The sequence below is a fragment of the Pseudomonas sp. R4-39-08 genome, from assembly GCF_003852275.1.
Lineage (GTDB): Bacteria > Pseudomonadota > Gammaproteobacteria > Pseudomonadales > Pseudomonadaceae > Aquipseudomonas.
Window position 1 is genome coordinate 3,175,783 of sequence record NZ_CP027733.1, and the last position, 16,862, is coordinate 3,192,644.

The window sequence follows — 16,862 nt, forward strand, 5'->3', positions numbered from 1 at the left end:
GTGTTACTCCTGTGTGGTGGCGTCGCGCAGTTGGCGATATTTCGCCGGATCCGCGTTGTAGAGTGCGGTGCGCTCGGTTTCGGTCATGTCGGAAAACTTCTTCGTGGCCTTGCCACCTTGATCGCCGGTCGGACCGGCACCCTGAGCCCTTGGCCACAGGTGTGTTGCTGTTTCACGCAGCGATTCCGCCCATTCGAGCGGCGACAGCGGGGTTTTCCCGTCCTTCCCGTAAACGACCTCGCCGTCACGGTCGGTGGCAATCGCCTCGCCGTCTTCACTGAGTTTGAAAGTGCCCCGGGCGCGCAGGATGATGTCCTCGGCAGCCTCGGGGAGTGCGCCGGCCTTGATGGCAGCAGCGCGGATGGAGTCGGCCAGCACCTTGTCGCTGTACTTGGCTGCAAATTGTTCGGCCTTATCGGCACGGGCCTTCTCGGCTGCCAGCTTGGTGTCGTAGTCGGTGCGCAGGCGCTCGGTACGGCGGGTGATGACCTCGTCCAGCTTGCCCTCGGCAATCAGCTTGGTCTCTTCATCCTGGCCAACCTTGGTCAGCAGACCTTTCACTGCGGCGATGTCCAGGCCTTCGAACTGGGATTTGAAGCCGTCCAGCTCGGTTTTGGTGGTCCGGAGCGAGCCAAGCAGCTCGGTGTTTTTGTTCTTGAGGCCCAGGGTCGCAGACTCGACAGCTGCAGCGATGGCGGCCTGAACTGCCGGGTCTTCAAGATCAATCTGGTTTTCGTCTGCCACTTGGTGCACCCCTTGGGTTTGGTCGGCCCGCTTTGCAGGCAATAAAAAACCGCCCATTGGGCGGTTTGGTGTGAATTCTGTGTTTTATCGGACTATCGAGAGCCCGCGCATGACAAGGTAATCGGCGAGCTGCGTCCTGCTCGGCGCGTATGGCGGCGGCCGCATGCGAAAGCCTGGCTTATCGCGGTTGAGCCGCGTGCGCCGGCCATTCGGCTCAGTGCAATGCGTTGGCTCTTCAATCTGGAAGCCTTCACCGGCTGCGTACAGCTCGACCGCCAGCCGGACTTGGCCCCATTCAAGCTCAAAGGGCACGAACGTCTCGGACAGCGTCTGGTATTCGATTTTGCAGTCGCGCCGGGGCCAGGCCATTGCCTGCTCAGGATTGGCCTTACGCCCTTTCCACTGGCGACCGTTGATGTCGGCCGCAGCGCGTAGCAGCAGTTCGACCTGGTCAACCTCAGCTTCAGGTATCCGGAACCCGTAGTAGTCGCGGTAGAAGGTCAGCTTCTCCAGCGGCACGAAGCTATTCGCGTCTGGCCTGCCCTTCCCGTCCTCAACGATGATGTGCATGTGCTATCTCAACCCGGTGGAGCGCCGAGTGTAACGCCTGCTCGGGTGAACATGTCAGGCTCCGCGTCCTTCAGCTGCGCCAAGGTCAGCGGCTTGAACGACTTATCGAGTTGCAGCTTGGCGAACTTCTCCGGCGTCAGCCCGCCATCGCGGAACAACTTGCCTCGGACCGGCCCGAGGGCGTGATCTTGGAAGCTCGCCGGTTGCGTTGCCAGCCACTCGTAATAGTTCAGCCCCGCCTCGACCTGCGCCCCGCCGTTGTCGCCCACCGAGGCGCGCGTTGCGTCCTTGGCAAACATCTCCGAAAGCCTGGTAGTCGGCACTGTGGTTGACCGGCATTTGATGTGCGCCGGCGGCAGCGGGCCTTTACCCAGGTCGAAGCGCATTCCATCCAGGCCCTTGCACTGCTGCGAGGTCTTGCGATCGAGCGTCGACACCCAGCGGTAGCCCAACACCACGTCACTGTTGGCCTTCAGTGTCTCCATTCGCGCCGTGGTGGCCACATGCTGGATTGCCGTCTGCACAACGGCAGCAGCGTTGCGATTGCTCACGGCCAGTATGCCGTCCGTGTAGTTCTGCGCTGCGGTACCGCGAATCGCCTGGATGATCTGGGCGTTGGTCTGGCCTTGACCGAAGCCAAGGCGGATGGTGTTCGTGACGCGCATCGTCTCGGTGCGTGTCCAGCCGCTGACGAAGCTCTTGAGCAGCTTGCCGCCGTCGATCCCCTTCACCTGCAGCGGATAGGAGAACACCGCCGCGCGGATCACCGCGTTGCTCGGCACCACGGCGTCGATGGACAGCGCATTGCTCAGGCTGTTGGCCTCGAAGGTCGACTCATACAGCGCGATATCGACTAGATCGGCCTGCACCAGGTCGCCGTAGGCCTTGTAGATGTCCAGCAGCTTGCCGTCCACCCGTGCCAGGAACTGCTCAAGGCGATCCCGGCTGTAGGTGGTCAGCTCTTTGCGGGTCAACTGCTCCCGCACAACAGTGTCGATCTGGCGCAGGTACTTCTCGAACTTCTTGACCTCGCCGGCCTTAAGCCGCTCCAGCATTACCGAGTGGCGCGTCGTCTGCTCCAGCAGTTGACTGTCCGCCTGCACCAGGTTTGTCGATGGCATCGTCTTTGTCCAAGTTGATGCCGGCCGACTCGCGTTCATCGCTGATCAGTTCGGCTTCGTCTTCGTATGGGCGTTCCGGCAGCTTACCGGTGGTGAGGTACTGCCAGTAGGTGTCGGCGCTGATCGTGCCGGCCATCACGCCTTTGAGCAGCTCGGCAAGCACCTGGGCGTCGACGACTGGGGTCACGAATTCGGGATTCACCTTGAATGTGACCTGCTTGGGGTCGTAGCCCTTCCAATCAGCTGCGTAACGCAGGCCTTGCTCTACCGCCTCGGCCACAGTGATGACGATGCTGTGCAATGTGGCGTGCTGGTCGTTCTGGCGTGTTTTACGCGCCTCGCCCGACTCGGTGCCGGCCACGTCCATGACTTTGGCGCCGGCCTCAAGCGCGGCGTTCTTCTGGTCGTCCATGGCCTTGCGATTGGCTTCAATGCCGGTGCCCTTGAACTCCAGATATTCAGCCTTGCCATTCGGACCAAGGTCCCAGGCCGCCGAAGGGCCGGTGACGCTCAGTTCCACTGCCTGATCCAGGCCGGAAACCCACGGCTGCGGGTGACTGGTCTGGTGGAGCGAGCTGAAGTAGTCAGCACTGATCTGATAGGACTTCAACGCGGCCCGCGCCATGGTCAGCAGCGGCACCTCGTCGACGTCCGGTGAATTGTCGGTCGAGCCGCAGTAGATTACGGGCAAATAGGCCAGACCTTTGACGAGACGGTTGTTGGTACCGGTAGTGCCCAGCGGCCGTTCATCGTCGATCAGTTCGCCAGCCTCGTTGCGCACGGCCGTGTAGCAGACCTCGCCCTGCATGAAGAACTCACGGAACACCGTGTCGCAGTCATGGCTATATCGGTCTCCGCCCTTCTTGCGGAATTCGCGGAACACCGAGAGGACCAGGTCTTGCCGGCCGCCTTGGTCAGCAGTGTCCCAGTTGATCGCGTTGCGCGTCGCGTAGGTCGAGAAGTACGGCTCGCCGCTATCGTCGATGTTCACCACCAGCGGCACCCTTCCGTGGGAGATAGCCTGACGCACCATGCGGAAGAACAGCTGCTTCAGGCCGAAGCCGTCAGAGGTGGCGTTATCCTCCAATCCCTTCAGCCCGGCAGGCAGTTCGATCTCCGGTATAAGCCGCGAGACCAATCCCATCATCGACCGCAACGAGTCGCGCACCCAATGCTCGTATTGAGCCCGGTTCGTGTAGTTTTCGTAGAGATACTTGTTGCCCGCGCCTTCGAGCTTTTCCGCCTCGACAATGCCGCTCGGCTTTGGCAGATTGCGCTCGTTGCGCTTCACCGCGCACTCACCCTCAAGCGCGTCGTCCATCATCTCCCACTCGGCGATGTGCGCGTCGTAGTCGGGGTTTGTCGATTGCACTGGCATCAGGCCAAGCCTCCAATTCGGCGTGTTCCGCCTGTGCGTTTGATGCACGGCCACTCAACGTCGATGCAATAGCCGATCGCTGTGGTGATGTGCTGGTAGTCGTTCTTCTGGTCTTCCTGAAAGGTCGAGCCCATTTGAAGCTGAACCGTACTCAAGCCCTTATGGCACCAGGGGGCGGTGACAGGGTTGATGAACAAGCTGGTTTCGCCTGAGGCAGTCAGGATCTTCGCCCGGACGGCGTTCTGCCGGTCCTTGATGGACGGGTGCGCTGGCTTGACCTTGCGCGTGTACGTCCAGCCATTAGCCTTGAGCACGCCCTCGATGTCGGTGTAGTCAGACGCGTGGCCGTGCTTCTCGCCCGCCTTGCCTGCCGGGTCGCCGTAGATCAGGACGTGTTTGTTCTTGTGATCCTTGAACTTGTCCACGAACTCAGCAGCCGACTGCTTCGATACCGCACTGATCAGCACGATCTCATCCAGCAGATAGAGGTCTTTGCCATCGTTGCGCCGGACACCGATCGCAGATGATAGAGGCGTGAAGTTCTGGTCATGCATCCACATCAGCTGCTCATGCGGCTCAATGGCTGCGCTCGTGGTGTTCGCCTTGCTGTAGTCCTCGTAGATCCGGCCCGACGCCGTTTCGAACGAAGCTTCGAATTCCTGCTTGAACTGCTTGGCCGACATGGCCCGCTTCATCGCGTCCATTACGTCAGCCGGAAGAATCTCGGCCGATTTCCAATGGAACACGCGGAAGTTCGGGTCATTGCCCGACTCCGCCTGCATGCACAGGTCGTAATAGTGGTTCAGGCCGTCCGGTACGCCGAGCAGCCAGCACCAGGCCCGGTAATCCGGCATGGTCGGGTTGACGGTATTGAGCGCCGGGAGAATGTTTGCCTCCCAGGCATCCGGCTTGATGTCGGCGAACTCGTCGATGCCGCCACCAGTCCACGGAATACCCTCGATCCGCTGCGGCTTGTCCAGGCCGATTACGTGAATCTCGCTACCGTTGTCCAGGTAGATGATCAGGTCCGACTCGGACGGCCGGCGGCTGTGCATGCAGCACAGTGTGAAGGCCTTGAGGTCATCCCAGAAGATCTTCTTGGCCTGGGCGTGCGTTGGTGCGGCGGCAAAGTACATGCCGGTGTACGCCGATGCCTGCTTCACCACGAAGCGCTTGAAACGCTCAGTCTTGCCGCTACGTCGACCAGCCGGCACCAATGGAAAACGAATGCCTTCCGACACGGCTGCCACCAGGGCGAGCTGCACCGGGTGATCCTTGAGCGGGTACCAACGAGACAACTGGCGATCCAGCATCAGGTTGCCGGTGTTCGCGATCATGACGGCAGCCTCGCGATCAAATCGGCCAGCAGTTGGGCGTTTGAGTTGCCGCCGCCCTTCTCTATCATCTTGAGCTCAGCCTTACGCTTCTCGATCTCAAGCCGTTTGATTTCTTCATCCAGCGATTTGTCAGGCTCAACGCGGCGATTGACGTAGACATCCCCGGTTTCCTTGGCTGCTTGCTCAATGATCTGAGTGGCAAGCGCCATATTCTTCATTGTCTCGGCCTTTTCGGCCATGCGGCCCAAGGCTCGGAGGCGATACGCGCGGTTTGCGATCGGTATCTCCGCTGTGTCTTCGCGGAAACGCTTTCGGGTATCGTGGAAAAGTGTCTGCCACTTAACGGCAAGCCCTTTGCCTGCCGCCTTGGTAGGGTTGTGCGTCTCAACCTGCTGGCGAGTCACGACGACCCCATACTCATTCTTGACGGCCTCCACCACCTGGGACGGTGTGTCAAAGCACGCCAGCGCCTGAACGATGAAGCTCTTCACCTCATTTTTCAGGTTCGCCATAGATTCTCATCCGTCTAGAGCCTGTCAAGAATCAGGCCAGCTTGAGCAGACAGGTTCCGCAAGCCCTCGATATGTTCAATTTCCCCACCTCGGCGGGTTTGTTTGCAGCATCCACCAACGCTTGAACGTCAGGGCTCGCGCCGTAGCGGCGGACCACACCGACGAACTCTTCGACGTCATGGCCACGCATCTCCAGCTTGGGCGCCCCCTCCTTGCTGAAGGCTGGCTGCCCGTACTTATCCATGGCGTGAGCGATGTGATACAGCTCATGCTCAACCAGCGCGCAAAAGTCGGTGTCGCTGCACTGGGCGCAGTAGTCAGCCGCCAGCGTGATGATGAAGCCCGGCACATCACCGAACCAATCACGCATCTGCTGCTCCATCCGGGCTTTCTGCCAGCCACCCGCGCGGAACGCTACCTGCTCGGCTTGGCCAAGGACAGTGCGCCCCTGCTTGTTGAAGCTCGACGACGCCCACATGATCCGGATGTCTGCATCCAGTAGATGGGCGTGGTCTTCGTTGTGAATGGTGCCGGTGTCGGCAAGGATCTCGGCTTGTAGCCAATCCCATACCTCAGGCGCAGGAACAAGGCGGATGCCGAAGTCGATCAGGTCGGATAGCTCAAGCAGTGACGCCGGGGGCATTGGTCTTTGCATCAGCCATACCCTCGTCAATAATCATCGTGCGGATCGTGCCGCCGGTGCTGGTGTCGCGCTTGGAAGCCATCTCCACCGCCTGAAAAGCAGTTGCGCCCATGTCCATTGCGGTGATGGCGTTGTCCGAACCGCTACCGATTGCGTATTCGTGGTCTACCGGGTATTTGAACAGTCGGCCCTCAGTCCAGATGATCTCTGTCACCCGTCCATCGTGTACGACTATCACCTGAGCATCACACTCCCCTTCAATCTTCGCACCAAAGAAGGCATCCATCAGGTTCAGAATGTCAGAGGTCGAACCAGAGCCGAAGAACACATGCCCATCGCGCTCGCGCTTCTTGTCTGCGCAGTCAGTGATGATCCTTCCATCGCATGTTCGGCGGGAGTCATAGGCGATCACGCCGTCTTTGTAGGCAATGGTCGTCATACGGTTACCATCTGATGTGTTTGTGCATGGGCATGCCCGTGGAGCAATCCAACGAGCAGGCCCTGGGGCAAACCGGCTGTCTTGGCGGCATCCACGGCGTCGGCAATAGCCTTGTCGAGTGCGCTTATCGCGGCGTTGATGTCCAAGCTCATTGGCAGCGCGTGGCGCAGGCGCGTTACGTTACTCACGATGCCTCCATGGTCAAAACGGTGATCTCACCCCATACAGGGTGGAAGTCGACATGCTCGCCATCGGATGACTTGATGGGCTGGTCGGCGACAACAGCGACACCGGCCTTCGTGTCGCACCAGATCACATGCGTGACGGGCTGGCCGTCGATGATCACTTCCCGGCGGCCCCGGCCATCATCCCAGTAGTGGACGTGTTCGCCTGATTGGTCGCTCATCACGCCGCCTCGTAGGTGGCCGCGAAGATGTCAGGCTTACATGGATAACGCTCACCCTGCACGCCAGTGATAACCCAGTCGCCAGGGCAGACGATGTGACCGCCTTCCAAGGTTTCGATCCAGCCGTGCACATGCATTTGCCGACCGCAGTGCTTGCACCCGCTCACACCGGCAACATCTGGATGCCGAAAGTAGCGAACGACCTTTCCTTCGAATTGCTTGTATTCGTCGTATTTGTCCAAGTCTGTACTGGAGGGTTTGGCGATGCCGATCGGATCATGATCCAGTGGGTGATCGCCATTCTTGAACCACTGGTCCGCTTCAATCACTACAGGTTTCTTACGAAATTTCATGGCGACTCCAGTCTCGCGCCACGATTTGGCGCATTCGAAAACGTGGCGCGGATTACTGCTTCCGGCGCTCTATACCTTCAGGCGCTTTCGGGCAGCTCATGCAGTGCTCGCAGTTCAGCGCTCGGCATAGCCAGGCCTTCACCCGCAACCAGCAGGTGACCATGAACATGTGCCGTACACCGGCCATGCAGAGTGCGACATGGAAAGTCACTCCAGCACTGGTCGGGCCGAAGAAGATGTTCTGGCTGCGGGTCATCACGACGAACCCGCTGATGGCAATGACCGAATAGATCAGCTTGCCCAGGATGCCGTCTCTCACCTTCCCGCTCAGTACGCACCAGGCAGCCCATAGGGCGATCAGGCCGCAGGCGATGGAGTTGATCAGTTCAAGATTCATGGTGGATTGCCTCCCCCGAACCGCTGGCGGATAAGAGCCCAGAGGTCAGCGGCTTTGATGGCTCGGTTGATTGCTGCCAGGAGCGAGCCGCCAAACGTGCCCAGCAAGAAGCCAATGCCGGCAACGATCTTCGGCTCAGTGACATTCAGGTAGGCGCTGACCATGCTCGTCAGATACAGCGAGCAGGCCACCCCAGTGACCAAGAACACCATCCAGGCGCGCCAGTCGGACAAGTCATCCTTGTGCCACCAGCTGGCAACAACGGCCCCAATCAGGCCCGCAATCAACAATTCGAACCTGTCGATCTTGTCGAGCAGGCGCTGTAGATACTCCATGCGCTCTACTCCGTGGGGCATGTTTGGGAATTGAATCAGCTCACACAGCACTCCCAGCTCGGGGCAATGGGTGTGGTGGAGCCGAAAACGAAAAGGCCTCGATCAATGCCGAGGCCTCAATAGGCCCTCAATGAGAACCCTTGATTGGCTGGCGAGAGTGGGATCGAACCACTGACCGATCGGTTAACAGCCGATTGCACTACCGCTGTGCTACTCGCCAATGTGGTGCCGCCACGAGGATTCGAACCCCGGGCCATTCGCTTACAAGGCGACTGCTCTACCACTGGAGCTATGGCGGCGAATTTAAGATAATAAAAAACCCGGCGCTCGGCCGGGCTTATGGTTTCGTGTGCGTTTCGCGTTACTTGTGCACTATGGGGAAAGTACCTCAAAAACCCCAACATGACAACATCTTTATGCCGCCACCTCTTCTTTTTCTGAGTGAATGACCTGCCATACCGGCTGCTGAACACGAATATCCACTTCTTCAATGGCGTCTCGCAGGAAATTCCACGCTTCTTTCCAGTCCCGATCCCATACCTTGGGCTCGATGTGGACGCCGTAAAGCGCATGCATGCCTTCAGCGATACGAGCGGGCCCCCACTGAGCGCCGTCGTGAGCCTCGACCTTGTAAGACTGCAGGGCCAAGGTGACAAGGCAATGCACCTTCGCCTCCTTGGCTTCGGTCAGGGTCGAAAAGTCCACGCAGTTCCAGATCAACTTCTCAGCGTTCAGGACGTGGGCCAGCGTCATGCATGGGTGATAGAGGTAGTGCCCAAACTGCTGCTCTTGAAATGGCAGAGTGCCGATGGCGCGGAGCACCTTGCCGATCGTGGCCAGGTGTGCGGCACGGGCCGTGGACTTGCCAGCCGAAGTGCGCCGGGTTTCGCTGATGCTGATCCGCTGTCCAGGCACGGAGAAGCGTCCGGCCTCCTCCCCTTTCTCGCTGCCCATGGCCGGGAACTGGGCGTCTCGCTTTCCAATGCGCCCCCCGGTCTTCACCGGTGCCGACTCAGCCCTGTCGATAGCCACAGCGCTGATCGACGCGTTAGATTCGTGTTGTGCTTCGGTCCATACCTGCCTTGCGTTGATCAGTTTCATGCCGCGCCCCCCTTTTTCAGTTCTCTGGTCTTTGCCCGGTATTCGGCGGTCATCGCCTTCAGCTCATCCACGGTGTACTTCTTGGGCTCATGAGGACTTTCCAGCCATTCCACGGCCTCGACGCCGATCTTCTTGATCAGCCCCGGCCGATAACCCAGCAGGTTTCCGGACTTGCCCATGTTGCAATTGCGATTGCACTGCAAGTGCACGTTGAGGGGTTCGAAGCGGAGCTCTGGGGCGGCAGCAGTCGTCCTGTAGTGCCCGGCGCAGTACTGAACGTCTGCGGTGGTCCCGCAGCTAATGCAGGGCTGGCCCGCGTCACGCGCCCGTACCCAGGCGTTGAATGCGTGCTGCGTGTCCTTGAGGTGGTCCGCCCTACTCTTCAGCTTCTCCTTGCGGACCTTGATCTCCCGGCGCCCCAGCTGGTCAAGAGCCTTCAAGGCTTTATCCAGATTCGCTTTGCTCTTGGTCGCGTCAGAAATCGCGCACGGGATGCTGCATACCGCCTGCCCCATCCGCGAAGGGATGAATGAGGCCCCGCACGCCTCGACGCGGCATTTCTTCGGCTTGGCCGGCTTACGTTCGATGGTCATAACCCCGGCCCCATCATGTGCTGGGCGAGAATGACCCAGGCCACCGGTGGAAGTACCGCGCATATGGCCGTCATCCAAAACCCTTTAACGAGAGCGATACCACACACCCAAGCAGTACCTCCAATCAGAAACACCATTGCCTCTCCGGTCTTCATACGGCCTCCTTGGCTTTCTGCTGCTCATGGGTGAAGTCGCCGCGCAGCGGAATCAGGCAGGAAGGTCCACACCAGCTAAAATTTACAGACTCAACTTCTCCAGAGAACTGGCACAGCGCTTTCAAACTGTCTGCCGCAACCCGAACTGGAAATTTGTCCATCACTGGACAGTCAACCTCAACCACCTCAACGCAACGGCCAATGTTTTCGGAACACTCGGGGAAGCTTTTAACGATCATCGCCAGGTCACCCGGCTTGAAGTTATGGCTCATGCGGCCTCCTGGCTAAGCAGGTCAGAGAAGTACCCGCCCTGCGGCTCAAAGCGCGCGACGATGCGGTCGGTGTACTGGACGCCCTGGGCGCGGTTGAACAGGCTGGTCACCGGGAAGCCGTCCGGCCCGAACAGGTGGCACTCGCCCATCATGTCCAGCTTCGTCTCGTACGGGAGGTGACGCATCACCCGGTACCACTCAGCCTGGAACCCAGCGTCCTCGTTCAGAAGGATCTGCACGCCTATGTGCAGCTTGCAGTACTTGCGAGCCTCCCCGGCGTCACCGATCTGTGTCATCTCGGCGATGCGCTTGTACATCGCGAACCATAAACGGTTCTGGTCCAGGGTGCGGTCCTTGCCAGGGCGAAGACTCACCACCACGAAGTGCTTGTCCTCGAACATCCTGGACATGCGCGTGATCGCCTCGGTGAGCATGGAGCGGCAGTTGACGCTGATCTTGTCGGTCATTGGGTAACCCCCGCATAAATCGCCATCCAAACCGCCACGGTCAACCCGATCAGGATCGAGGACAGAAGAACGAGGAGCGCGCAGTAGGCGAAGCGTTTAAGGGTTTTTGATACCGTCATGACTGCTCCTCCACGTCGCGGCACTCTTCGCAATAGGCAAGGCGCCCGGCATTTGTCAGGTAGTAACCCGATACGGTGCCCATGCGTTCGCTGCCGAGCTCCAGATAGCCAAACTCTTCCATCTCCACGGCAAGCTTGGATTTGGTCTGGTAAGGGAGACGGTTCTCAACTTCAGCCGCAAACACCTTTTCCAGCATGTTGAACACGCTCTTTGCCATACCGGTCATGACTGCTCTCCCTTGCCCATGGCGTCATCTACGGCGGCGTCCAGGACTTCTAGGCGAGGGGCTTCTCCCACAGCACGATCTGGGGCCAGTTGAGTCCACCGGGTTACGCTGATCTCAGGATCTTCTGCGCTTTCACGGCTTCGCAGCCACCGATATCTCTCGGCGTCATTACGCAGCGCCTCGTTCTCAGCCTTGAGCTCAGCATTCACCCGCGCGTAGGCTTCGTAGCCGGTGCGCAGGCCGGCGACTTCGGCGCGGAGCTGGTCGCGCTCACGCTCTGCCTTGCAGCACTGTTCGGTCGCGTCGACAAAAAACGTCCTCAACTGAGAGCCCGCATTGCGCAGTTCGTCGTTCTCGGCGATCAGGGCCAGGACTGCTGCGGGGTTGGCTGCGGCGATGAAATCGGCGTTGGCATACTGCTCGCCTTGCCTCATCCACTCAGCCCCGGTTGTCATAACGATCTGTTGCTGGCTTGAGCCGTTCGTGAATTGAACGGCGGGCCCGCCTTTGATTACGCCATGCTTCAAGTGGGTCCAGTCGCCCTGTGTTGCAGCTTCGGCCAGCCGCTTCAGTTCGGTGTAATTCATAGAGTGCACCCCGCATGCAGCTCGCGCTTAACGGCCAGATATGCTTCATGAGCCTTTTCCGGGGAATCGAAATAGCCGATAGCTCGCTTCTTTCCACCGTGGCTGATCTGGGCTTTCCACTTCTTTTCATTTTTCGCCCAGCTCACCCCAAGGAACCCCGAGGTGTTGTTTCGCTGTGGCCTGCGCTGGTTTTCGCAATTGCCCTTGCGGTTGACGTCGCGAAGATTGGCGATGCGGTTGTCGTCTTTGTTGCCGTTGATATGGTCAAGCTCGTTCGCAGGCCATTCGCCGTAATGGTGAAGCCAGGCAAGCCGATGGGCTTGGTAGCCAGCGCCAGCAATGCGGATAGATCGATATCCCGCCGAAGTGATGAACCCTGCAATCTCCCCGACAGATACGCCCCAGGATGGCTTTTCAATCCACTTGAACGAACCGGTCAGCGGTTCATAACTGAGCAATGATCGCACCGTCTCGACGGAAACTTCGTTTCTGTAAATTCGTTCGCTCATGGCTTCACCTTCAGGCCGACGGCTTCGATGGCTCGCGCGCAGGTTCGAATGGTGCTGTTTCGGCACCCGTGCCATTTCCGGTCATCATCTGGAGCCATGGTGTGCAGCTCAGGCAGCTCAATCACCAGCGCCTCGCGCGATGCCTTCCAACCCTTCTGGAAATAGAACCAGGCGGACGACTTCATCTGTGCATACTCGTGCTGGGCGTACAGCTCGCTTCCGTAGGTGTTCAGTTCGGGTATGAAGTGAACGCCTTGCGCCGCATCCACTTGCCCCCACTCGCGCTCAAACTCTTCACGCATCTTGTCGCTCATGTCCGTTGCTCCGCTGCGTCTGCGATCAATGCCATGCGCTCAAAGCGCTCAGCGGCCTGACTGGCGAGATTGGCCATGTCCGCCTCATCCACCACTGGCATGCACACGAAACGGATTCCGTGCTTGACCATGGTGTTAGCCATCTCAAGGGATTGGTGTAGCTGTGCTGGGTTTGCTCGTTTCATGCTGCCGCCCTCTGAGATTTGCGGAACTCCTGCCGATCTAAGAACCATTTCAGGCCGCGCTCGCAGGTTGATATTTCTCGGGTAATTGCTAATCGCTCTGAATTTGCTTCTTCGTGCGTGGAGCGAAGAACCTTCTCCATGTCGGACCGATCAGCCTGTTTGAGAAAAAACTCTTCAATGATGTGTCCGACCGGTCGAACCCAATCCATATCATCCGACTGCACCGCGGCCCTTATCAGGCCCCAAGCGGCAAGCCCTACATGGTCAAGAACGAGGCAGTGAAGGTCTGAAGGCGAAATATTGCTGTGCCAGCCGTTGGTGCCGCGGGCGTACATCCCGCAGTTGATAAGACTTTCCATGTCGGACTCAGGCTTGCCGCAAAGGAAAACTACCTCGCGACCTGTGCGCGCCATGACTGCATCTGCTTTGTGAACCTCTTCCTCAGTTGGCCAGTCGCCCTTCACTTCCACATAAATCCCGACATTCGGAAGCCAGAAGTCGGGTAAATAAAACCCGTCATCCACACGAATCAGGTCAGGCTCATAGAGGTAGAAAATGTCTGCCGCCTCAAGCACTCGCGCCCAAAGCAACTCCGTGTACGACCTAAGGCGATAACCTTGGTGGTGATAAACCGCTCTGCGCTCTCTCATCAGAAATTCACCTTCACGACGTTGTCTTGGCGGGCGTGGTTGGCCAGCGGCAGGAATCGGGACTTGGCGCCCTGGAAGGCTGTCGGCACAGTGCCGATCTCGCCATCACGGTTCTTGCGGATGATGATTTCGCCAATACCCTTGTCCTGGGTGTTTGGGTGGTAAACCTCATCGCGGTACACGAACATGACGATGTCGGCGTCCTGCTCGATAGCGCCGGACTCGCGCAGGTCGCTGAGTACCGGGCGCTTGTCTGGTCGGCCTTCACAGCCGCGGTTGAGCTGGGAAAGGATGATCACCGGGCAATCAAGCTCCCGGGCCAGGAGCTTGATCTGGCGAGACATGGCGGTAACATCCTCGGTCCTGCCCTTCCCTTCGCCCTCTACCAAGCCCAGATAGTCGATCACCACCAGGCCCAGCGAGCCCATGCGGTGCGACTGGCGACGGGAAATCGAACGGATGCGCGGCATAGTCATCACCGGGACGTCCGACACGGCAATCGGCGCGTCACGTAGGCGCATGACCGCCATGTTCAGCTCGGTGGCGTGATCATTGCTGCACTCACCAGTCTTCAGCGATGGGAGAGGAATCCCGCCTACGGCTGCAAGCAGACGATCCATCAGCTGGGTCTTGCTCATTTCCAGGCTGATGACTAGCACCGGTTTTTTCTGATTGATCGCCACGTCGGCGGCGATGTTCATGGCCAGGGTGGTCTTGCCCATCGCTGGCCGGCCGGCCACAACGACCATCTGACCGGACTTGAGCCCCTGCGTGTACGTATCCAGATCTGGAATGCCGGTACCCAGGCCGTCGATCACGATCCCGGCCGCGAACTTGTCCAGGCGATGCTGGAGAACTTCAACGTGCTCGATCAGGATGTCGCCGATCATCTGGCACTCGCCATCACTGCCAGTGCTGTCCAGACCAAGAACGATGGATTGAGCAAGGGAAATCTTGTCCTCGATGCTCGCCTCCTCGTGGGCAATCTCGTTGATGCGTGCGGCGGCGGCAGACATCAGGCGACACACGGCACGCTGACGAATGATCTTGGCGTAGACCTGAGCATTAGCAACGCTGGGCGTACTGGCCTGGATTTCGGCGGCGTAGGCAGCTACACGAACACCGCTCGACAGTTCGGCGCGGCGATCATGAAGCGTTACCACGTCAACCGGCTGGCCGTCTGCGTGCATTTCAAGGATCAGACGGTACAGCTCAGCGTTGTCTTCCCATGCGAAGGCATCGGCAGACAGGTCGTCGCTCAGTACGTCGATCAGGTGCGGCTGGCAGAGCATGGCGCCGATCACGCCGTGTTCCGCCTCGAGGCTATGGAGGTCCATCATTGGGCGGCCTCCGAGACTTCGCGGAAAACGGCCCGACTGACAAGTGATTCAAGTCGCGGCGCAACGTTGGCACCACGGAAGAACACCTGACTGCGGTTGTTCGCCTTCTGGAAGAACGTGAGCCAGAAGCCCTGGCCGCTCTGGTGCAGCGGTGACTCGTTCCAGCGTTCGGCGATCATGCTGCGCAGAACTCTATCGCTCGCCACGGTGACGGCCGGCAGATTCGGACAGATCTTGTGGTACAGATCGATGATCTTGTCCACCGGAACGCCGGCCTCGGAAGCGCCGCTTGGGTTCTTCTTGAACTCGCGGCCCAGCCAGTTGACCAGGAAGCGGCGCCAGTCCTTCTTCGGCTTGCTCCCGCTGGCCCAGGCGGCTGCACGCTTAATCTCGGCTTCAACGTCAATCGGTGAGTAGGCTTCTGCCCACTTGGTGATCAGGGTGGCGTCGACTTCAAAATCTTCGCCATCAAACGAAACCAGCGGTGCCGTTTTTTCGGTTCTGATTTCAGGGTGAGTAGGTTCCGCCCCTTGGGGGGCAGTAATCTGTTTCGTAGAAACAGTTACTAGGGGTTCTTTCTTTGTATAGAGAAGGGAGTCGTCGGATTTGGTCTGTCTCGCAATGCTGACGACTCGGCTTGAATGGTCTGAGTCGGACGATATGGTCTGAGTCGGACATTCTTTTTTTGTGTCGTAGAAGATCCATTCAGAAGGCTCGCTGATACCGATATCGCCACGCGCTCCGCCAACCCGATACAGGATGCGGCGCTTCAATAGGTGGCTGATGGCCTTGGAAGCCACGTCAGGATGAATGTTGGTCGCCTTGGATATCTCGGTAGCCTGGATGCGTGCTTCGGCCACCTGATAGCCTATGGTGGCTCTGGCAACGTACAGCGCAACCTTCAGTTCGCGCCCAGGCAGATCGACAACCATCAAGGCCTCGATGAGCTTGTTTTCCATCCGGGTGAAACCCCCGGTGATTTTGAGAGGAATGACATTGCTCATGGGCGGACGCCTTTCGACGAAGCCAGGAATGCTTGTAGTTGATCAAGACATTCACGCACGAGCTGATTCTTGGAGGGCTTGGAGTACTGGAAGCGAATCTGCTTCGCGGCGCTCATTGCGGCGTCGAGATGGAAATTACTGCGCGCCACGTTTTCAGATATAGAAAAACGTGGCGCGGGATCATTCAGGGCCTGTACATCAATATTAGAGGTGTGCATAATCGGCTCCAGACTGAAACGATATTTGCAAGCGCTGTGAAAAAGCCGGGATCGCACCCCGGCTTTTTTGTGCCTGCGATTTGGGGTTATGGGTTGAGGTCTTCATCAGGCCCTCCTTTTTCAGTCCCTATTCCGGGCTTCGGCGGGTCACGCCTTGTTGTTGGTAGATGCCGGATCTTCCCGGCGCCTTTTGGCCTGGTCTTCTCGAAAAAACGCTCCGCTCCAAGCTTTGCGGCGTATTCGTCAGGCGTCATGCCTGCTGCTTCCGCCAACCGTTCAAGCTTTTCGTAGAGGCGCCCATCGATCCCGTGGCAGATCGTGGTTTCAGGCACATAGCCTCCTTCAGGGCCTTCAGGCCTGCATGTGTTTACCGGTAGCATTCGGTTCAACGATGCTTTCCAACTTCTCCTCGACGCACATGCGCACGAACACAGCTAGCTGCAACTTGTGCAGCCTGGCCACGGCCTTTAACGCTTCGTAGGTTTCATCGTCGTAGCGGGATTTGATCTCCCGGTCTTTCAGGTGGCGCGTGTCGTCGTATGCCATTGGTGAGGCTCCTTGGTTGTTCGAAAGGGTTAAGCGGCTGATTTTTTTGGGTGCGCCTCGGCGAGCAGCCAGGCGGGTTCGAATGGCTTGCCGTTGGCAGCAGCCAGTTCTGCAATCTTTTTGGCGTATTGGGTTTCGCCGGTGTACTCGGTGCGCGGCAGCGCGTCGGCAACAAGCCACTTGTAGATAGCGCGCGGGGTCTTCCCGCAGGCCAAGGCCACAGACGGAACACCACCAGCATCGTCAATCGATTTCTTGAGCGGCCGCATATGGCCTCCGAGTCAAATATGAACTTACGGTACATCTTATGTCGGAACTGAAAGTACATGCAAGCGCGTGA

30 protein-coding genes and 2 tRNA genes are annotated in these 16,862 nt (G+C 58.7%); all 32 read right to left on the reverse strand.

Annotation, left to right across the window (positions count from 1 at the left end; genetic code table 11):
• Window positions 1–3: 3 nt before the first annotated feature.
• A complete protein-coding gene (locus C4J88_RS14515; RefSeq protein ID WP_164487716.1) occupies window positions 4–744 on the reverse strand; it encodes a hypothetical protein in 741 nt (246 codons plus the stop codon).
• Between the two features lie 84 nt (window positions 745–828).
• Complete coding sequence (locus C4J88_RS14520) at window positions 829–1,314, reverse strand: DnaT-like ssDNA-binding protein (protein WP_124407340.1); 486 nt, start codon at window positions 1,312–1,314, stop codon at window positions 829–831.
• Between the two features lie 8 nt (window positions 1,315–1,322).
• Window positions 1,323–2,435 (reverse strand): minor capsid protein, encoded by a 1,113-nt coding sequence (locus C4J88_RS14525; protein WP_372237990.1) that lies wholly within the window; start codon window positions 2,433–2,435, stop codon window positions 1,323–1,325.
• Window positions 2,353–3,813: a DUF4055 domain-containing protein gene (locus C4J88_RS14530; RefSeq protein WP_124407341.1), complete on the reverse strand. Its 1,461-nt coding sequence runs from the start codon at window positions 3,811–3,813 to the stop codon at window positions 2,353–2,355. The genes C4J88_RS14525 and C4J88_RS14530 overlap by 83 nt, the downstream gene beginning before the upstream one ends.
• A complete protein-coding gene (locus C4J88_RS14535; RefSeq protein ID WP_124407342.1) occupies window positions 3,813–5,150 on the reverse strand; it encodes a hypothetical protein in 1,338 nt (445 codons plus the stop codon). The genes C4J88_RS14530 and C4J88_RS14535 overlap by 1 nt, the downstream gene beginning before the upstream one ends.
• On the reverse strand, window positions 5,147–5,662 hold the full coding sequence (locus C4J88_RS14540; RefSeq protein ID WP_124407343.1) for a DUF2280 domain-containing protein: 516 nt from the start codon (window positions 5,660–5,662) through the stop codon (window positions 5,147–5,149). Before C4J88_RS14540 ends, C4J88_RS14535 begins: the two co-directional genes overlap by 4 nt.
• Before the next feature lie 31 nt (window positions 5,663–5,693).
• Entirely contained in the window at window positions 5,694–6,317 is a 624-nt protein-coding gene (locus C4J88_RS14545; RefSeq protein ID WP_124407344.1) for a putative metallopeptidase, read from the reverse strand.
• Window positions 6,283–6,744, reverse strand: coding sequence for a proteasome subunit beta (locus C4J88_RS14550; protein ID WP_124407345.1), 462 nt, complete (start codon window positions 6,742–6,744; stop codon window positions 6,283–6,285). The genes C4J88_RS14545 and C4J88_RS14550 overlap by 35 nt, the downstream gene beginning before the upstream one ends.
• The gene (locus C4J88_RS14555; RefSeq protein WP_124407346.1) at window positions 6,741–6,932 is read right to left on the reverse strand and encodes a hypothetical protein; all 192 of its coding nucleotides are present in this window, start codon (window positions 6,930–6,932) and stop codon (window positions 6,741–6,743) included. Before C4J88_RS14555 ends, C4J88_RS14550 begins: the two co-directional genes overlap by 4 nt.
• Window positions 6,929–7,150 carry a hypothetical protein gene (locus C4J88_RS14560; protein WP_124407347.1) on the reverse strand — a complete coding sequence of 74 codons (222 nt, stop codon included), beginning with the start codon at window positions 7,148–7,150 and terminating at the stop codon, window positions 6,929–6,931. The genes C4J88_RS14555 and C4J88_RS14560 overlap by 4 nt, the downstream gene beginning before the upstream one ends.
• On the reverse strand, window positions 7,150–7,503 hold the full coding sequence (locus C4J88_RS14565; protein ID WP_124407348.1) for a hypothetical protein: 354 nt from the start codon (window positions 7,501–7,503) through the stop codon (window positions 7,150–7,152). The genes C4J88_RS14560 and C4J88_RS14565 overlap by 1 nt, the downstream gene beginning before the upstream one ends.
• A 52-nt stretch (window positions 7,504–7,555) precedes the next feature.
• Window positions 7,556–7,900, reverse strand: a complete 345-nt coding sequence (locus C4J88_RS14570) for a hypothetical protein (RefSeq protein WP_124407349.1) — start codon at window positions 7,898–7,900, stop codon at window positions 7,556–7,558.
• On the reverse strand, window positions 7,897–8,235 hold the full coding sequence (locus C4J88_RS14575; protein ID WP_003175039.1) for a hypothetical protein: 339 nt from the start codon (window positions 8,233–8,235) through the stop codon (window positions 7,897–7,899). The genes C4J88_RS14570 and C4J88_RS14575 overlap by 4 nt, the downstream gene beginning before the upstream one ends.
• A gap of 145 nt (window positions 8,236–8,380) precedes the next feature.
• Window positions 8,381–8,455 (reverse strand) — tRNA-Asn (locus C4J88_RS14580).
• Window positions 8,456–8,458: 3 nt separating this feature from the next.
• A tRNA-Thr gene (locus C4J88_RS14585) sits at window positions 8,459–8,534 on the reverse strand.
• Window positions 8,535–8,649: 115 nt separating this feature from the next.
• Window positions 8,650–9,336, reverse strand: a complete 687-nt coding sequence (locus C4J88_RS14590) for a hypothetical protein (protein ID WP_124407350.1) — start codon at window positions 9,334–9,336, stop codon at window positions 8,650–8,652.
• Window positions 9,333–9,929, reverse strand: coding sequence for a recombination protein NinG (locus tag C4J88_RS14595; RefSeq protein ID WP_124407351.1), 597 nt, complete (start codon window positions 9,927–9,929; stop codon window positions 9,333–9,335). Before C4J88_RS14595 ends, C4J88_RS14590 begins: the two co-directional genes overlap by 4 nt.
• A gap of 151 nt (window positions 9,930–10,080) precedes the next feature.
• Entirely contained in the window at window positions 10,081–10,356 is a 276-nt protein-coding gene (locus tag C4J88_RS14600) for a hypothetical protein (protein WP_124407352.1), read from the reverse strand.
• Entirely contained in the window at window positions 10,353–10,823 is a 471-nt protein-coding gene (locus C4J88_RS14605; RefSeq protein ID WP_124407353.1) for a hypothetical protein, read from the reverse strand. The genes C4J88_RS14600 and C4J88_RS14605 overlap by 4 nt, the downstream gene beginning before the upstream one ends.
• Complete coding sequence (locus C4J88_RS27760; RefSeq protein WP_256659032.1) at window positions 10,820–10,942, reverse strand: hypothetical protein; 123 nt, start codon at window positions 10,940–10,942, stop codon at window positions 10,820–10,822. Before C4J88_RS27760 ends, C4J88_RS14605 begins: the two co-directional genes overlap by 4 nt.
• On the reverse strand, window positions 10,939–11,169 hold the full coding sequence (locus C4J88_RS14610; RefSeq protein WP_124407354.1) for a hypothetical protein: 231 nt from the start codon (window positions 11,167–11,169) through the stop codon (window positions 10,939–10,941). Before C4J88_RS14610 ends, C4J88_RS27760 begins: the two co-directional genes overlap by 4 nt.
• Window positions 11,166–11,756, reverse strand: a complete 591-nt coding sequence (locus C4J88_RS14615) for an ead/Ea22-like family protein (protein ID WP_124407355.1) — start codon at window positions 11,754–11,756, stop codon at window positions 11,166–11,168. The genes C4J88_RS14610 and C4J88_RS14615 overlap by 4 nt, the downstream gene beginning before the upstream one ends.
• The gene (locus C4J88_RS14620; RefSeq protein WP_164487717.1) at window positions 11,753–12,265 is read right to left on the reverse strand and encodes an HNH endonuclease signature motif containing protein; all 513 of its coding nucleotides are present in this window, start codon (window positions 12,263–12,265) and stop codon (window positions 11,753–11,755) included. The genes C4J88_RS14615 and C4J88_RS14620 overlap by 4 nt, the downstream gene beginning before the upstream one ends.
• The gene (locus C4J88_RS14625; protein WP_124407357.1) at window positions 12,262–12,579 is read right to left on the reverse strand and encodes a hypothetical protein; all 318 of its coding nucleotides are present in this window, start codon (window positions 12,577–12,579) and stop codon (window positions 12,262–12,264) included. The genes C4J88_RS14620 and C4J88_RS14625 overlap by 4 nt, the downstream gene beginning before the upstream one ends.
• On the reverse strand, window positions 12,576–12,710 hold the full coding sequence (locus tag C4J88_RS14630) for a DUF1382 family protein (protein WP_256659033.1): 135 nt from the start codon (window positions 12,708–12,710) through the stop codon (window positions 12,576–12,578). Before C4J88_RS14630 ends, C4J88_RS14625 begins: the two co-directional genes overlap by 4 nt.
• Window positions 12,711–12,760: 50 nt before the next feature.
• Complete coding sequence (locus C4J88_RS14635) at window positions 12,761–13,414, reverse strand: hypothetical protein (protein WP_124407359.1); 654 nt, start codon at window positions 13,412–13,414, stop codon at window positions 12,761–12,763.
• Window positions 13,414–14,754, reverse strand: a complete 1,341-nt coding sequence (gene dnaB / locus C4J88_RS14640) for a replicative DNA helicase (RefSeq protein ID WP_124407360.1) — start codon at window positions 14,752–14,754, stop codon at window positions 13,414–13,416. Before dnaB ends, C4J88_RS14635 begins: the two co-directional genes overlap by 1 nt.
• Window positions 14,751–15,758: a replication protein gene (locus C4J88_RS14645; RefSeq protein WP_124407361.1), complete on the reverse strand. Its 1,008-nt coding sequence runs from the start codon at window positions 15,756–15,758 to the stop codon at window positions 14,751–14,753. The genes dnaB and C4J88_RS14645 overlap by 4 nt, the downstream gene beginning before the upstream one ends.
• Window positions 15,755–15,976 (reverse strand): hypothetical protein, encoded by a 222-nt coding sequence (locus tag C4J88_RS14650; RefSeq protein ID WP_124407362.1) that lies wholly within the window; start codon window positions 15,974–15,976, stop codon window positions 15,755–15,757. Before C4J88_RS14650 ends, C4J88_RS14645 begins: the two co-directional genes overlap by 4 nt.
• An 86-nt stretch (window positions 15,977–16,062) precedes the next feature.
• A complete protein-coding gene (locus tag C4J88_RS14655) occupies window positions 16,063–16,308 on the reverse strand; it encodes a hypothetical protein (protein WP_124407363.1) in 246 nt (81 codons plus the stop codon).
• A gap of 19 nt (window positions 16,309–16,327) precedes the next feature.
• On the reverse strand, window positions 16,328–16,522 hold the full coding sequence (locus C4J88_RS14660) for a hypothetical protein (protein WP_040267807.1): 195 nt from the start codon (window positions 16,520–16,522) through the stop codon (window positions 16,328–16,330).
• Window positions 16,523–16,551: 29 nt separating this feature from the next.
• A complete protein-coding gene (locus C4J88_RS14665; protein ID WP_065950843.1) occupies window positions 16,552–16,791 on the reverse strand; it encodes a hypothetical protein in 240 nt (79 codons plus the stop codon).
• Window positions 16,792–16,862: the final 71 nt, after the last annotated feature.

Excerpts from the sequence above, each read along its gene's own strand:
- C4J88_RS14520 (WP_124407340.1), bottom strand. The coding sequence starts at position 1,314 with ATGCACATCATCGTTGAGGACGGGAAGGGCAGGCCAGACGCGAATAGC.
- C4J88_RS14525 (WP_372237990.1), bottom strand. The coding sequence starts at position 2,435 with ATGCCATCGACAAACCTGGTGCAGGCGGACAGTCAACTGCTGGAGCAG.
- C4J88_RS14530 (WP_124407341.1), bottom strand. The coding sequence starts at position 3,813 with ATGCCAGTGCAATCGACAAACCCCGACTACGACGCGCACATCGCCGAG.
- C4J88_RS14535 (WP_124407342.1), bottom strand. The coding sequence starts at position 5,150 with ATGATCGCGAACACCGGCAACCTGATGCTGGATCGCCAGTTGTCTCGT.
- C4J88_RS14540 (WP_124407343.1), bottom strand. The coding sequence starts at position 5,662 with ATGGCGAACCTGAAAAATGAGGTGAAGAGCTTCATCGTTCAGGCGCTG.
- C4J88_RS14545 (WP_124407344.1), bottom strand. The coding sequence starts at position 6,317 with ATGCAAAGACCAATGCCCCCGGCGTCACTGCTTGAGCTATCCGACCTG.
- C4J88_RS14550 (WP_124407345.1), bottom strand. The coding sequence starts at position 6,744 with ATGACGACCATTGCCTACAAAGACGGCGTGATCGCCTATGACTCCCGC.
- C4J88_RS14560 (WP_124407347.1), bottom strand. The coding sequence starts at position 7,150 with ATGAGCGACCAATCAGGCGAACACGTCCACTACTGGGATGATGGCCGG.
- C4J88_RS14565 (WP_124407348.1), bottom strand. The coding sequence starts at position 7,503 with ATGAAATTTCGTAAGAAACCTGTAGTGATTGAAGCGGACCAGTGGTTC.
- C4J88_RS14570 (WP_124407349.1), bottom strand. The coding sequence starts at position 7,900 with ATGAATCTTGAACTGATCAACTCCATCGCCTGCGGCCTGATCGCCCTA.
- C4J88_RS14575 (WP_003175039.1), bottom strand. The coding sequence starts at position 8,235 with ATGGAGTATCTACAGCGCCTGCTCGACAAGATCGACAGGTTCGAATTG.
- C4J88_RS14590 (WP_124407350.1), bottom strand. The coding sequence starts at position 9,336 with ATGAAACTGATCAACGCAAGGCAGGTATGGACCGAAGCACAACACGAA.
- C4J88_RS14595 (WP_124407351.1), bottom strand. The coding sequence starts at position 9,929 with ATGACCATCGAACGTAAGCCGGCCAAGCCGAAGAAATGCCGCGTCGAG.
- C4J88_RS14600 (WP_124407352.1), bottom strand. The coding sequence starts at position 10,356 with ATGAGCCATAACTTCAAGCCGGGTGACCTGGCGATGATCGTTAAAAGC.
- C4J88_RS14605 (WP_124407353.1), bottom strand. The coding sequence starts at position 10,823 with ATGACCGACAAGATCAGCGTCAACTGCCGCTCCATGCTCACCGAGGCG.
- C4J88_RS27760 (WP_256659032.1), bottom strand. The coding sequence starts at position 10,942 with ATGACGGTATCAAAAACCCTTAAACGCTTCGCCTACTGCGCGCTCCTC.
- C4J88_RS14610 (WP_124407354.1), bottom strand. The coding sequence starts at position 11,169 with ATGACCGGTATGGCAAAGAGCGTGTTCAACATGCTGGAAAAGGTGTTT.
- C4J88_RS14615 (WP_124407355.1), bottom strand. The coding sequence starts at position 11,756 with ATGAATTACACCGAACTGAAGCGGCTGGCCGAAGCTGCAACACAGGGC.
- C4J88_RS14620 (WP_164487717.1), bottom strand. The coding sequence starts at position 12,265 with ATGAGCGAACGAATTTACAGAAACGAAGTTTCCGTCGAGACGGTGCGA.
- C4J88_RS14625 (WP_124407357.1), bottom strand. The coding sequence starts at position 12,579 with ATGAGCGACAAGATGCGTGAAGAGTTTGAGCGCGAGTGGGGGCAAGTG.
- C4J88_RS14630 (WP_256659033.1), bottom strand. The coding sequence starts at position 12,710 with ATGGTCAAGCACGGAATCCGTTTCGTGTGCATGCCAGTGGTGGATGAG.
- C4J88_RS14635 (WP_124407359.1), bottom strand. The coding sequence starts at position 13,414 with ATGAGAGAGCGCAGAGCGGTTTATCACCACCAAGGTTATCGCCTTAGG.
- dnaB (WP_124407360.1), bottom strand. The coding sequence starts at position 14,754 with ATGATGGACCTCCATAGCCTCGAGGCGGAACACGGCGTGATCGGCGCC.
- C4J88_RS14645 (WP_124407361.1), bottom strand. The coding sequence starts at position 15,758 with ATGAGCAATGTCATTCCTCTCAAAATCACCGGGGGTTTCACCCGGATG.
- C4J88_RS14650 (WP_124407362.1), bottom strand. The coding sequence starts at position 15,976 with ATGCACACCTCTAATATTGATGTACAGGCCCTGAATGATCCCGCGCCA.
- C4J88_RS14660 (WP_040267807.1), bottom strand. The coding sequence starts at position 16,522 with ATGGCATACGACGACACGCGCCACCTGAAAGACCGGGAGATCAAATCC.
- C4J88_RS14665 (WP_065950843.1), bottom strand. The coding sequence starts at position 16,791 with ATGCGGCCGCTCAAGAAATCGATTGACGATGCTGGTGGTGTTCCGTCT.